The sequence below is a fragment of the Paenibacillus aceti genome (assembly GCF_003614185.1).
Taxonomy (GTDB): Bacteria; Bacillota; Bacilli; order Paenibacillales; family Paenibacillaceae; genus Fontibacillus; species Fontibacillus aceti.
Genome location: NZ_KZ987724.1, coordinates 3397768 through 3409378, shown reverse-complemented (window position 1 = coordinate 3409378; position 11611 = coordinate 3397768). Strand labels below are relative to the sequence as shown.

11 protein-coding genes and 11 tRNA genes are annotated in these 11611 nt (G+C 47.1%); 17 read left to right on the top strand and 5 right to left on the bottom strand.

The window, feature by feature from the left end:
* Positions 1-120 precede the first annotated feature (120 nt).
* From BFJ94_RS15275 to BFJ94_RS15225, 11 genes are all read left to right on the top strand, one after another.
* A tRNA-Phe gene (locus tag BFJ94_RS15275) sits at positions 121-196 on the top strand.
* A gap of 21 nt (positions 197-217) precedes the next feature.
* A tRNA-Thr gene (locus BFJ94_RS15270) sits at positions 218-293 on the top strand.
* A gap of 3 nt (positions 294-296) precedes the next feature.
* A tRNA-Tyr gene (locus tag BFJ94_RS15265) sits at positions 297-382 on the top strand.
* A 5-nt stretch (positions 383-387) separates the two neighbouring features.
* Positions 388-461 (top strand) — tRNA-Trp (locus tag BFJ94_RS15260).
* Positions 462-501: 40 nt separating this feature from the next.
* Positions 502-577: transfer RNA gene (locus BFJ94_RS15255), tRNA-His, on the top strand.
* A 24-nt stretch (positions 578-601) separates the two neighbouring features.
* A tRNA-Gln gene (locus BFJ94_RS15250) sits at positions 602-673 on the top strand.
* A gap of 10 nt (positions 674-683) precedes the next feature.
* Positions 684-758, top strand: a tRNA-Gly gene (locus BFJ94_RS15245).
* A gap of 10 nt (positions 759-768) precedes the next feature.
* Positions 769-842, top strand: a tRNA-Cys gene (locus BFJ94_RS15240).
* Between the two features lie 9 nt (positions 843-851).
* Positions 852-937 (top strand) — tRNA-Leu (locus BFJ94_RS15235).
* A gap of 14 nt (positions 938-951) precedes the next feature.
* Positions 952-1028 (top strand) — tRNA-Arg (locus tag BFJ94_RS15230).
* A gap of 21 nt (positions 1029-1049) precedes the next feature.
* Positions 1050-1129, top strand: a tRNA-Leu gene (locus BFJ94_RS15225).
* 378 nt (positions 1130-1507) lie between these two features.
* On the opposite strand, the gene BFJ94_RS15220 is transcribed toward BFJ94_RS15225, so the two are convergent.
* Entirely contained in the window at positions 1508-2089 is a 582-nt protein-coding gene (locus tag BFJ94_RS15220; RefSeq protein WP_120463432.1) for an LOG family protein, read from the bottom strand.
* Between the two features lie 24 nt (positions 2090-2113).
* Positions 2114-2428: a MazG nucleotide pyrophosphohydrolase domain-containing protein gene (locus BFJ94_RS15215; protein WP_120463431.1), complete on the bottom strand. Its 315-nt coding sequence runs from the start codon at positions 2426-2428 to the stop codon at positions 2114-2116.
* A 132-nt stretch (positions 2429-2560) separates the two neighbouring features.
* On the opposite strand from BFJ94_RS15215, the gene BFJ94_RS15210 reads away from it, so the two are divergent.
* The 3 genes from BFJ94_RS15210 to nrdG all read left to right on the top strand — a co-directional run bounded on the left by BFJ94_RS15210 (position 2561) and on the right by nrdG (position 6346).
* Positions 2561-3490 (top strand): DUF1848 domain-containing protein, encoded by a 930-nt coding sequence (locus BFJ94_RS15210; protein WP_120463430.1) that lies wholly within the window; start codon positions 2561-2563, stop codon positions 3488-3490.
* Positions 3491-3652: 162 nt separating this feature from the next.
* The gene (nrdD, locus tag BFJ94_RS15205; RefSeq protein WP_120463429.1) at positions 3653-5833 is read left to right on the top strand and encodes an anaerobic ribonucleoside-triphosphate reductase; all 2181 of its coding nucleotides are present in this window, start codon (positions 3653-3655) and stop codon (positions 5831-5833) included.
* A 12-nt stretch (positions 5834-5845) separates the two neighbouring features.
* Positions 5846-6346, top strand: a complete 501-nt coding sequence (gene nrdG, locus BFJ94_RS15200) for an anaerobic ribonucleoside-triphosphate reductase activating protein (RefSeq protein WP_120463428.1) — start codon at positions 5846-5848, stop codon at positions 6344-6346.
* 46 nt (positions 6347-6392) lie between these two features.
* Here the strand turns inward: nrdG and BFJ94_RS15195 are convergent, their stop codons facing one another.
* The 3 genes from BFJ94_RS15195 to BFJ94_RS15180 all read right to left on the bottom strand — a co-directional run bounded on the left by BFJ94_RS15195 (position 6393) and on the right by BFJ94_RS15180 (position 9690).
* A complete protein-coding gene (locus BFJ94_RS15195; protein ID WP_162944295.1) occupies positions 6393-7235 on the bottom strand; it encodes a YitT family protein in 843 nt (280 codons plus the stop codon).
* Positions 7236-7375: 140 nt separating this feature from the next.
* Positions 7376-7870, bottom strand: a complete 495-nt coding sequence (locus BFJ94_RS15190; protein WP_120463426.1) for a cation:proton antiporter regulatory subunit — start codon at positions 7868-7870, stop codon at positions 7376-7378.
* Between the two features lie 542 nt (positions 7871-8412).
* Positions 8413-9690 carry an ArsB/NhaD family transporter gene (locus tag BFJ94_RS15180; protein WP_120463424.1) on the bottom strand — a complete coding sequence of 426 codons (1278 nt, stop codon included), beginning with the start codon at positions 9688-9690 and terminating at the stop codon, positions 8413-8415.
* A gap of 369 nt (positions 9691-10059) precedes the next feature.
* Between BFJ94_RS15180 and BFJ94_RS15175 the strand changes: the two genes are divergently transcribed.
* The 3 genes from BFJ94_RS15175 to BFJ94_RS15165 are packed head-to-tail and all read left to right on the top strand — an operon-like array spanning position 10060 to position 11610.
* Complete coding sequence (locus BFJ94_RS15175; RefSeq protein ID WP_120463423.1) at positions 10060-10368, top strand: hypothetical protein; 309 nt, start codon at positions 10060-10062, stop codon at positions 10366-10368.
* A 59-nt stretch (positions 10369-10427) separates the two neighbouring features.
* Positions 10428-11090: a PspA/IM30 family protein gene (locus tag BFJ94_RS15170; protein ID WP_120463422.1), complete on the top strand. Its 663-nt coding sequence runs from the start codon at positions 10428-10430 to the stop codon at positions 11088-11090.
* Positions 11091-11094: 4 nt separating this feature from the next.
* Positions 11095-11610: a PspC domain-containing protein gene (locus BFJ94_RS15165; RefSeq protein ID WP_120463421.1), complete on the top strand. Its 516-nt coding sequence runs from the start codon at positions 11095-11097 to the stop codon at positions 11608-11610.
* Position 11611 lies beyond the last annotated feature (1 nt).

The following is an 11611-nucleotide window of genomic DNA, read 5'->3' as shown; positions in this document are numbered from 1 at the left end:
ACATGCCTGCCTGTCACGCAGGAGACCGCGGGTTCGAATCCCGTCGGCTCCGCCATTATCTTTGAAGTATTGACTTATCAGAAATACCTGTTATAATCATAAATACTGTCGTTATTATATGGCTCGGTAGCTCAGTCGGTAGAGCAGAGGACTGAAAATCCTCGTGTCGGCGGTTCGATTCCGTCCCGAGCCACCATAATTCCTAAAATGACAGAAAGCCGGTGTAGCTCAATTGGTAGAGCAACTGACTTGTAATCAGTAGGTTGGGGGTTCAAGTCCTCTCGCCGGCACCATATGGAGGCTTAGCGAAGTGGCCAAACGCAGCAGACTGTAAATCTGTTCTCGTACGAGTTCGGTGGTTCGAATCCATCAGCCTCCACCAGTTATAGGGGCATAGTTTAAAGGTAGAACAAAGGTCTCCAAAACCTTTGGTGTGGGTTCAATTCCTGCTGCCCCTGCCAGTATCAAACCAGCTTTACAGAAGTGAATATTTAATTTATGGCGGTCGTGGCGAAGGGGTTAACGCACCGGATTGTGGCTCCGGCACTCGTGGGTTCAAGTCCCATCGATCGCCCCATTGTTTCTAAAAAAACTAAATTATTGGGGATTAGCCAAGCGGTAAGGCAACGGACTTTGACTCCGTCATCCATAGGTTCGAATCCTATATCCCCAGTTCTTATTATGCGGACGTGGCTCAGCGGTAGAGCATCGCCTTGCCAAGGCGAGGGTCGCGGGTTCGATTCCCGTCGTCCGCTCCATTTTGTTTATGGCGCCATAGCCAAGTGGTAAGGCACAGCTCTGCAAAAGCTTTATCCCCAGTTCGAATCTGGGTGGCGCCTCCATCGATCTTTGCGGGAGTGGCGGAATCGGCAGACGCACAGGACTTAAAATCCTGCGGTAGGTGACTATCGTACCAGTTCAAGTCTGGTCTTCCGCACTGTTTGAACTCATGCGCCCTTAGCTCAGCTGGATAGAGCGTTTGACTACGAATCAAAAGGTCAGGAGTTCGAATCTCTTAGGGCGCGCCATTTAACTGAATATTTTATTATGCCGGTGTGGCGGAATTGGCAGACGCGCGCGACTCAAAATCGTGAGGGAAACCGTGGAGGTTCGAGTCCTCTCACCGGCATCATTTTAAATAGTCAGAATAATAAAACACTCGCTTTTAAGCGAGTGTTTTATTATTCTCAATTTGTGTTGTAAAGCTTGTACATCTATCCGCATAACCCCACGTATTCGTAGGTTAACGAAACGTGGTATCGCTATTCGCTTCAAAAGAAGCAATTAAAAAGTCTAACGAAACAGGGTATCGCTATTAGGGCAAAACGGAGGCTAAATGGCTGATTTTTACCCCAATAGCGATATGACGTTTCGTTAGATTTGAGTGGGTGCTGTTTTCACGGTAATAACGATATGGCGTTTCGTTAGAGCTCCAAAAGCCTGCAAATATGCAGTTTTCACACTTGTCGTGGATAGGTGGGTAGGTGAATAGTTCGTATGAACTTCATTAACCCTGCTGATCCGTCCTGTACGTCTTAACTGCAGGTGGCGTATAACTAGTGAATTGTTCCAGAATCCCAGCTGGATTGGTGTCCGTTATGACCATGGAACGGTAGTTGTTATGCATAAATCTCTCCTGAGTCATATGGTCGAATAGAGCGATGAGAGAATCATAATAGTGATTGATATTCAGCAGGCCGCAGGGTTTATTATGCAATGCTAATTGTCCCCAGGTGAAGATTTCGAAATATTCCTCCATCGTTCCAGGACCGCCTGGCAGGGCGATAAATCCGTCAGCAAGCTCCGCCATCTTGGCCTTCCTCTCATGCATCGAATCGACGATGATTAGCTCGGACAGGGCCGTATGGGCAATCTCACGATTCTGCAGGAAATTCGGCAGCACACCTATGGCGTGTCCGTTATTCTCGAGGACTGCGCTGGCCACTTCCCCCATGAGCCCGACGCTGGCTCCTCCATAGATCAATGTAATACCGCGTTTAGCTAATTCGTAACCTAATGCGCGCGCGCCCTCTTTATACACAGGGGATGCTCCGATACTGGAGCCGCAATATACCGCTATACTTTTCATACTTAGGATCTCTCTCCTTTTTCCTTATGAATATCTGTCTAATAATTTAGCTTGATGGGATTGAAATATCTCCTCGAGCGAGATATCGTATTTATTCGCTATGACGATCAGGTTCCCTAGCACATCGCCCAGCTCTTCCGTCAAATGCTGTCTGTTCTCCTCAAAGGTGCCGTCTACCTCATCGGGCCGATCTCTGCCGATTTCCAGCGCCCGTATAGCTCGTGCCACCTCGCCGGTCTCTTCCGCCAGGAAGCCGATGCGTACGAATATATCGAGATCCGACCAGCCTCTGTCTTGGTAATGCTGCTTTACCCATCGCTGAAATTCAGTAATATCCAATTGATGAACCTCCAATAATAAATAATATGCCAGAAAACTGGAACGAACGTTCTCTTTTTTAGTATATATTATCAATAGGCGTCATAAAAGCATTTATGAAAAATTTAAGAATTAGGAGTGGAGGTAGACAAGTTGATCATTAGCGCTAGCCGAAGAACAGATATCCCGGCCTTCTTTGGAGATTGGTTCATGAAAAGAATCGAGGCAGGGTATTTCCACCGGGTTAATCCGTTTAATACGAAGCAGGTCAGCGGGTTTAGCCTGAAGCCTGAGGATGTAGATATGATCGTGTTCTGGACGAAGAATCCGCGTCCGTTTATGAGGCATTTAGCTACATTGGATGCGAAGGGATATAATTATTATTTTCAATTCACGTTGAATGATTATCCGTCCGAATTTGAACCGAATCTTCCCACGCTGGACAGCAGGGTGGAGGTATTCCAGAAGCTAAGTCGGCAAATCGGTGCAGATCGAGTGATCTGGCGATATGATCCGATCATTATTAGCAGCTTGACGCCAGTAGAGTATCATTTGCAGCGAATCGAGACCTTGGCGCAGCGCTTGAATTCATATACCCATCGCTTAGTCATTAGTTTTATGGATTTCTACGGGAAGACGGAGAATAAAATCAAAAAGCAGCCTGATCTGAGCGAGATCACCTTCATGGACATTACAAAGCCGGAGTACGAGACTCAGCTTGAAGAGATGGCCCGGCAGCTAAGTCGTATAGGCCATGCCAATGGAATGGAGGTAGAGACCTGCGCTGAGGCAGTTGAGCTTGCGCATTGCGGTATCCGCCATGGAAGCTGCATAGATGGACGGTTGATTTCCAACCTGCTCGGCAGAGAAATTGGCGCCCACAAGGATAAGAATCAACGTGGAGCCTGTCTCTGTGTAGAGTCGGTGGATGTTGGGGTTTATAATACCTGCAGATTCAATTGCATGTATTGCTATGCTGTGCAGAGCGAGCAGGCGGTGGAGAAGACGCTTTTACAGCATGATCCGGACAGTCCGTCGTTAATTTACCGCTATGATCATGAAATCGACATCCGGAGATCCTGATTTATTGACGGGATGATGAACTTCCCGCTCGGAGTGTTTGTCAAGTGTTCATGATCACCGTATAAATTTTTTCATTATGTTATACTCTTTTGGCATGTTTGATAGCAGGTGATTTTGTCTTTATATGAGGACATCAGAATATGATTATGAAGGATGAACTTAATGTTAGTGATTAAGCGAGATGGCTCCGAGGTAGCATTTAATCAGCAGAAAATAATTGATGCGATCTGTGCAGCCATGAACAGTACAGAGAAAAAAGAAGACATGGAGCTTGCCCACAAATTAGCGGACAAGGTTACACGCAAGATTACCAAATTAGAAAAAGTGGACATTGAACATATTCAGGATGAGGTTCAGTCTGCACTTATGAATAGCAGAAGAAAGGACGTCGCCGAGGCTTATATCGGCTATCGTGAGGTAAGAAACCTGAAGCGTCGTGAGCGTAGCAGTCTGGACAAGAAGGTACTTGGACTACTGGAGCTGACGAATGAAGAGGTATTGAAGGAGAATTCCAACAAAGACGGGGCGACGATCCCGACGCAGCGTGATTTGCTGGCCGGGATTATGGCCAAGGATTTCGCTCAAACCTATATGATTCCTAAACGGGTGGTTGAAGCTCATAATAAGGGGGATCTGCATTTTCATGATCAGGACTACAGTCCTTATTTTCCAATATACAACTGCATGCTAATTGATCTGAAGGGGATGCTGGAGAACGGCTTCAAGCTAGGAAATGCCCAGATCGAAACCCCTAAATCGATCACTACGGCGACGGCGATTACGGCGCAGATCATTGCGCAAGTCGCAAGCCATATCTATGGTGGCAATACGATTAATGAGATTGATATCATCCTAGCGCCTTATGTCCTTGAATCGTTCAAGAAGCATTATCGCCGAGGACTTGAATGGTTGTACATGCTGGATGTTTCTGAAATCGAGGAGCTAGATATATCTTGGGAAAATGCTGAATTGCATGAGAAGTACCCACGCTGCCTGGAGTACGCGAAGAAACTGACGGAAAAAGAAACCTTCGATGCCTTCCAATCCCTTGAGTATGAGATTAATACGCTCGTCAGCGCGAATGGACAGACGCCTTTCAGCACCTTCGGCTTTGGTCGGGGGCAATCCTGGGCGGAGCGACAAATTCAGATTTCGATTCTGCAGAACAGAATCCGCGGTCTCGGCAGAGATGGGAAGACGGCAATTTTCCCGAAGCTGATCTTTGCTATGGAGGATGGCGTGAATTTGCGGCCTGGCGATCCCAATTACGATATTAAGCAGCTGGCCTTAAAATGCAGTACCCTGCGGATGTATCCTGACGTTATCTCTGTACCTAAGGTGGAGGAGATTACCGGTTCCTTCAAATTCCCGATGGGCTGCCGCTCTTTCCTTGGGGTATATGTAGAGAACGGGAAGGAGCTGCATGACGGGCGCTTCAATATGGGCGTCGTCACCGCGAATTTGCCACGCATCGCTATTCGGGCGAAGGGCTCTGAGGAGCAATTCTATCGTCTGTTGGATGAACTGCTGGAGGTGTGCAAGGAAGGCTTGTTATACCGGATTGAGCGGTTAAAAGGGGTCAAGGCGAAGGTAGCCCCAATTCTGTATATGGAAGGTGCTGCTGGAAGTCGTCTGCAAGCGGAGGATACGATTGATCATCTGTTGGAGAACGGTCGGGCCAGTATTTCGCTGGGCTATATCGGTATTCATGAGACGATGATGGCCTTATATGGGAAATCACTGTTTGAAGATGAAGAGCTGCGCCGCAAAGGCCTGCAGATCGTGCAGTATTTAAGTGCCAAGACCGCTCAATGGAAAGAAGAGACCGGATATGGCTTCAGCCTTTACTCTACTCCTGCGGAATCATTGTGCTACCGCTTCTGCAAGCTGGATGAAGAGAAGTTCGGCGTCATTCCGGGTGTGACAGATAAGGGATATTATACAAACTCCTTCCACCTGGATGTGAATAAGAAGGTTACTCCGTTTGAGAAGATCGAGTTTGAACAGCCTTACCCGAAATACGCAAATGGCGGATTTATCACTTACTGCGAATTCGACTCGTTGGTGAATAATCCTGAGGCTCTAGAGGCCGTATGGGATTATGCCTATGAGAGAGTACCTTACTTTGGGACGAACACGCCGACCGATAAATGTCTGGAATGCGGCTATGAAGGGGAATTCGCGGCGACCAATAACGGTTTCCAATGTCCGAATTGCGGGAATAGAAATCCGAAGACCTCGTCGGTGATCCGGCGCTGCTGCGGCTATTTGTCCGAACCGAGCCAACGTCCATTTAACGTAGGGAAGCAGAAGGAAGTCCTGTCCCGGGTTAAACATATGTGAGGCCTGTGAAATATGTATATAGTCGATTACAAGAAGTTTGATGTTATCAATGGAAAAGGGTTACGGCATTCGCTATTCACTTCAGGCTGCACGCATCACTGCAAGGGATGTTTTAACGCGGCTACCTGGAATTTTGAATATGGAACACTCTATACTCAGGAATTGGAGGATCGGATTATTGCCGATTTGAATATGCCTGATGTAAGAATCGCGGGGTTATCGATTCTGGGTGGCGAGCCTTTTCAGAATGTTGAGGGGCTGTTAAGCCTAACGTCGAGGGTGCGCAGCGAATGTCCCGGGAAGGATATTTGGATATGGTCTGGCTATACTTTTGAAGAGATTGTCTCGGAGCCGGCCAAGCTGGAACTATTGTCCCGCTGTGATGTTCTTATCGATGGGAAGTTCGTCCTTGAACAGCGTAATCTGAAGCTGAAGTGGCGAGGCTCGGAGAACCAGCGAGTGCTTGACGTTAAGAAGAGTCTGAGAGAAGAGAAGGCCGTTCTGCTTAGTTAATATAAAAGCCGTCCTTTCCGTATTTACGGAGCGGGCGGCTTCTTCTTTAGCTCTTGATAGATATTTCACTATCTGGGTCGCAATCTTTAACGATAGATTTGAGACGCGGCATTTCCCAGCGATGACATCGGTAATGGAGCGTTGCAGGTTCATCGGCGGTCTGATTGACATTGCTGGAATCGCGGTTCAAATATAAGGCGATCGCTTGTTGAATATCATCGCTTCTGCGGCTGCGAATCTGCACTGTAACGTGGAGACGGATGCCGGAGAGCGTTAATTTTATCGACTCAAATACAAAAATATAAGCGATAACGGAATGAGTTGCTTGTTCAAAGCCTATCAGCCATATGGCGGTTATAAAAATAAGGCAGTTGAACAACCAGATCATCGCCTCCGTCGGCAGCGGGCTTCTGGAGCGTAGCCAGTCGAACAGCCTCCCCGAAGCGTCGAGAGCGCCCCCGAAACGGACGGCAAGACCGACCCCGAACCCTAATGATAATCCCCCAACCAGTGCGGCTGGTATAGGATTACTGGTAAGCGCCGGGAGCGGATGAAGCAGAAAGGACCCGAGCGAGAGCACAAGCAGGCCCAAGATGGACAGAGATGAGAAGCTACTGTTCAGCTTCCAGCGTTGCAGCATGAATATCGGCATATTCAGCAGGAATAAGAACAAGCCAAGTCTCATCTCTGTGTAGAAGGCGAGCAAAGCCGATACTCCGGTCATTCCGCCTACAATGATACCGTGCGGCATAAGGAACAGTTCAAGACCGATGGAAGCGAGCAATGCCCCGGCGACGACGCCTAGTATTCTGGTCGGCCGGGAATCAGGAACTTTAGCATGCCAGCGCTTCCGGGTCCATGGAGAGAATGTCGTGAATTTGTCGTCCATGTTCATTTCCCCTCTCCAAACCGTATTGCCTGGCGTGATAGCTATGAATAACTATCAAGGTGCAGCGTACGGCGGTTTAGGAAGGACCGTTCTCTTCCTGAAGCATTTTGGTTGGCCAGGCGTACGAGTTTGAGTCTAAGTCAACTACTTCCACTCAGTAGAATTTGTCTAATCTGCTGTTGATGGAGACGTTCTCCGAGAACGACGATAAGGGCATCAGCGGTAAGGAGCAAGTCAGGACCAGGATTAATATGCTTGGAATGATTCTTCTCGATGACTGCGATAATCGTAGCTCCTGAACGTTGACGTATGCGTAAGTCGCCAATGGTCTTGCCGATCGCCTTGTATTGAGGTTCAAGTCTGTACCATTCAATAATAAGATCTCCAAGAGCCACTTCAATGTTGTCGAGGGCTGTCGGTTTATAGGTTACACCACCGATAATAGCTGATACATATCTTGCTTCATCATCATCAAGCGTAATCTTTGATTTGATCTGATCATGATCATCACTATCGAAATGAATTACCTCGCGTCTACCGTCATCATGAATAGTAATGGCGAGTTTATCGCTACTGCGGGTTTCAACTACGAATTTTTTACCGATTCCCGGCAAATCCGTTTCTTTGAGATTCATTTGCTTCAAGCCTCCAGTATTTAAAAATAACTAATTAACAAAAAGCATATAGCAATAAATCCCTCCGAGATTGTTAGACCAGGCAAACAAATCGACAAGGATTGCTGTGCTTAAGCTACAAACATGCTAGTAAATTTAATGGGTGATAGAAGGATGCGTTTAAGACGCAATGAGAAAAGCGGGCGAAAGGAAACTCTAGGTCTAGCCAGCAAAATAAATGCCGCAATTGGCAGCACCAAGAGAAGTAGGACGAATGCTTTCTCGAGAGGCAGTTTATTCAGGAATAAGGACCTTGCAAAATGACGATTATGGTGGTCCTGCTTAAAAATGTTCTTATGAACCTTCTGATGTGCAGTTCTGGTAGAGGCCGGGTCTTCGGTAAAATTGACCAAAGAGACAGACGTGATCAAGGCGAGACAAATAAAAAGAATGATTGCGACATATCTTTTATTTCTCGTCGTCACGGCTGCCCCTCCTTTAGAATGCTACATACCTTAAAGATAGCATAAAACGCCTGATATCACAAAAGAAAAGCGCCTTTATTAGAAGTATCTCAGCAGAATGTATACGCTGGATATCACGATAGATAACAGCATGAATGGGAATCCATATTTTAGAAATTTAACGAAGGTAATCGGTTCGTTCTCCTTCGCTGACATACCGGCTGCGATCAGGTTAGCACTGGCCCCGATCAAGGAACCATTCCCGCCGAGACAAGCTCCTAGCGACAGGCTCCACCATAGCGGCTCAAGATGGGTAATCCCCATATTGCCCATATCCTGAATCATTGGAATCATGGTGGCGACAAATGGGATGTTGTCAAGGAATGCGGAAGCGAGAGCACTAAGCCACAGGATAAGCATCGAGCTAAGCAGCGGATCTCCGCCGGTCAAATCGACAGCACGCTCTGCCAATTGCTTAATCGTTCCAGTCTCGACCAGTCCTCCGACCAGGACGAACAGGCCGATGAAGAAGAAGATGGTCGGCCATTCCACAGAGCGGAACGCTCTCTCCATTACCTGCTCCCCACTTAATAGAAGCAGCACGAACGCCCCACTCAAGGCTACCGTTGCCGATTCCAGGTGAAATGCTTGATGCAGGAAGAAGCCAAGCAAGGTGAGGGCGAGCACGATTAAGGATTTAGTCATAAGTCTGGGATCGGTAATTAATCCGTCCAGCTTCATATTCATGATAGCTTCCTGGTTCTTCCGGGATGTGGTCATGCCTTTTTTGAAAATAATTACTATTAAAGGGATAATCGCGGCCATAATGAGGATCACGACCGGCGTTAGATTCGCAATAAATGATAAGAACGTCAGGTCCTTGGCAGCGCTGCCAATCATAATATTAGGCGGGTCACCGATTAAGGTCGCCGTCCCCCCGATATTCGAAGCGATAATCATTGAGAAGACGTAGGGGAATGCCTTGATCTCGAGCTTGCGGGTCACACTAAAGGCGATCGGAACCATCAGGATAATGGTCGTTACATTATCGAGGAATGCAGATCCGGCGGCGGTAATAATCATTAGGAAGCATAGGATGGTGATGGGCTTGCCCTTGGCCTTCTTGGCTGTCCAGATACCGATATAATTGAAGAGACCGGTCTCGGCCATTGTGTTTACGATGATCATCATTCCGATTAGCAAGCCTAGTGTGTTGAAGTCGATGTGATGAATGGCTGTCTCTTGATTGACGATACCTAGTATAATCATAAGTACGGCGCCAATCATTGCAATGATAGTACGGTGAATCTTCTCCGAGATGATGAGCGCATAGGTCAGCAGGAAAATGCCAATAGCCCATATCGCTTGATGCTCCATGATGTTCTCCTCCTAGAATGATGGCAGATAAGGGAGTAAAGTTAGTTTTCCACGTGGGGGCCACTTTATCCAGAGAAAGGTTATCTATGGACAAAAAGAGCCCGCAAATGGCCGGCTCCTCCGTTAACTGACGTTAAAAGTTTGTATAGCTATTGCAACACTAATAACCGTTTATCATTTTATTATAAATGAAAAAAAATGTAAACCTGGAGTTTCTGGTAGCTGCTGAAGCGGTGTATTTCGGAGGTCTGAGCGTTTCCCCGACTTAGGTCTAGTATAAAGAACCGTCCACGGTCCGTTTTGAAGAAGCTTGATTCGACCTACAATATAGACATAAGGTTAATCACTTTGAAAGGCGGTGAATATGAAATGAGAACCAACCGGTCAAATGGCTTTGCGGTTATACTTATTGCCCTGGGTGCGCTGATCCTGCTCGGCAAGTTGTCTCCGCTTCTGGGAAGTGTGCTCGGCGGCTTGTTTGGAATATTGTTCGCAGTTTTGATGGTTGCACTAGGGTATTACGGAATCCGCCGGGGAAATGCTTTTTTCGGATGGCTCGTTCTGATCTTCGGGGTCTTGTCTTTGATCTCTAAATTAGCCTGGTTGATCGTACCAGCAATCGGTATTGGTATTATCGTCTACGGAGTCTCCTTACTTAGAGGGAACCATGGATATTGATATGAATCATGAATTACTTAGGGAACGAACTACCGATCGTTTAGGAGGGATGGAAAGCCATGAGCGTGTTTCGTAGAGTGCGAGATATTACATTAGCAAATTTAAATGAATGGTTGGAGGAGTCGCAGGACCCGGTAAGATTGATCGATCAGTTCCTGATTGAGACTCGTCAAGAAATTGCTGAGGCCGAGAAATTGCATTACCAATATGCAGGCCACACTAAACAGTTGAAGCAGCAGGTTGATCAAGCAAGATTGATGCGCGATAAGCGCGAAGAGCAAGCGCTTCTAGCTCTCAAGGCGGAAGAGGAACATCTGGCTAAGCTTGCGCTGCAGGAGAAGATGTTGTATGAGGAGAAGGTTGCCCAGTACAGTGATCTTTACGAGCAAAGTCGGCAGTCGCTGCAGGATCTTGAAAGCCAGTTAAGTGAATTGAAGACTGAATATCAAGTTGTATATAGCAAGAGACAATATTATTACGCAAGAATGGAAACACTTCGCTTGCAGCAACGTATGAATCAGCGGATGAATGGCTTCGGAACACAGGATGTACCTAAGATGTTCAATCGTCTGGAGGATCGGGTATCCGATATGGAATGGGAAGCCCGCAGCCTTCGCGAACTCCGTAAGACTGGACAGGATTTCGTAAGCCAAGCGAACTCAACATTGGATGATGAGCTCTCCCGTCTGAAGCAGAAGCTGCAAGATAAGGGAGAGGAGTGAGGATATGGACAGATTGTACCGCTCAAGACGCGACAGATGGTTCACCGGTCTACTTGGTGGATTAGGTGAAAAATTCGGAATTAGCCCTTCATTACTCAGGGTACTAATGATCTTCAGTGTATTCTTCACGGGCGGAACGACGATCATGATTTACTTGATTGCATCTCTCGTCATTTCCAAGGAGCCGCATATTCCATATGATCCGTATTTCAATGGATGGCAGAACCAGAACCGCGGTGGTTACAATGGTGGAAACGGTGGGTTCGGTGGTGCTGGTGGCGGAGCTCCTGGGGCTCCAGGAGGATTTGGCGCAGGTAACTTTGGCGGGAATGGACGCTCTTACGGCGGCACGTTCAATAACGGTCCGTCAGGACAATTTGGCAATAATGGAGTAAACTCCGCTAACCAAGGAAGTTCAGATCTGGATTCAATGATGCAAGATATCGAGAAGAAAGCAATGAAAAAAGAAATCGAGGAGCTTCGCAAGAAGGTCTCCAAATATGAGAAGGGAGAAGTGTAAA